Source organism: Brachybacterium rhamnosum, assembly GCF_039526185.1.
Lineage (GTDB): Bacteria > Actinomycetota > Actinomycetes > Actinomycetales > Dermabacteraceae > Brachybacterium > Brachybacterium rhamnosum.
The window spans coordinates 1-1,630 of record NZ_BAAAIS010000011.1 but is presented as its reverse complement, the minus strand read 5'-3'; the positions used below and the strand labels follow the sequence as shown (position 1 = coordinate 1,630).

General features: G+C 57.4%; 1 rRNA gene. It reads right to left on the bottom strand.

Going from position 1 to position 1,630, the window contains the following annotated elements:
* Positions 1-112: 112 nt before the first annotated feature.
* Positions 113-1,630, bottom strand: a 16S ribosomal RNA gene (locus ABD080_RS16735).

The following is a 1,630-nucleotide window of genomic DNA, read 5'->3' as shown; positions in this document are numbered from 1 at the left end:
GAGCCGGTCACCGCCGGCGAAGTGCCTCTTCGTTGATGTTCCACCCTTGAGCAACCATCCTCACCACACGCGGGTGAGCAGACAGCCACCAATCATTGGTGTAGCTCCTTAGAAAGGAGGTGATCCAGCCGCACCTTCCGGTACGGCTACCTTGTTACGACTTAGTCCCAATCACCGATCCCACCTTCGACAGCTCCCTCACGAGGATGGGCCACTGGCTTCGGGTGTTACCGACTTTCGTGACTTGACGGGCGGTGTGTACAAGGCCCGGGAACGTATTCACCGCAGCGTTGCTGATCTGCGATTACTAGCGACTCCGACTTCATGGGGTCGAGTTGCAGACCCCAATCCGAACTGAGACCGGCTTTTTGGGATTCGCTCCACCTCACAGTTTCGCAACCCTTTGTACCGGCCATTGTAGCATGCGTGAAGCCCAAGACATAAGGGGCATGATGATTTGACGTCGTCCCCACCTTCCTCCGAGTTGACCCCGGCAGTCTCCCATGAGTCCCCGCCATTACGCGCTGGCAACATGGAACGAGGGTTGCGCTCGTTGCGGGACTTAACCCAACATCTCACGACACGAGCTGACGACAACCATGCACCACCTGTGCACCAGTCCGAAGAAAACCCCATCTCTGGAGTCGTCCGGTGCATGTCAAGCCTTGGTAAGGTTCTTCGCGTTGCATCGAATTAATCCGCATGCTCCGCCGCTTGTGCGGGCCCCCGTCAATTCCTTTGAGTTTTAGCCTTGCGGCCGTACTCCCCAGGCGGGGCACTTAATGCGTTAGCTACGACGCGGAAAACGTGGAATGTTCCCCACATCTAGTGCCCAACGTTTACGGCATGGACTACCAGGGTATCTAATCCTGTTCGCTCCCCATGCTTTCGCTTCTCAGTGTCAGTAATGGCCCAGAGACCTGCCTTCGCCATCGGTGTTCTTCCTGATATCTGCGCATTTCACCGCTACACCAGGAGTTCCAGTCTCCCCTACCACACTCTAGCCTGCCCGTACCCACCGCACGCCCGAGGTTGAGCCTCGGGTTTTCACGGCAGACGCGACAAGCCACCTACAAGCTCTTTACGCCCAATAATTCCGGACAACGCTTGCGCCCTACGTATTACCGCGGCTGCTGGCACGTAGTTAGCCGGCGCTTCTTCTGCAGGTACCGTCACTTTCGCTTCTTCCCTGCTGAAAGAGGTTTACAACCCGAAGGCCGTCATCCCTCACGCGGCGTCGCTGCATCAGGCTTTCGCCCATTGTGCAATATTCCCCACTGCTGCCTCCCGTAGGAGTCTGGGCCGTGTCTCAGTCCCAGTGTGGCCGGTCGCCCTCTCAGGCCGGCTACCCGTCATCGCCTTGGTGAGCCACTACCTCACCAACAAACTGATAGGCCGCGAGCCCATCCTTCACCGAAAAACTTTCCAACACCCGCCATGCGACAGGAGCTCATATCCGGTATTAGCCCCGATTTCCCGAGGTTATCCCAGAGTGAAGGGCAGGTTGCTCACGTGTTACTCACCCGTTCGCCACTAATCAGACCGAGCAAGCTCGGTCGTCATCGTTCGACTTGCATGTGTTAAGCACGCCGCCAGCGTTCGTCCTGAGCCAGGATCAAACTCTCCATGA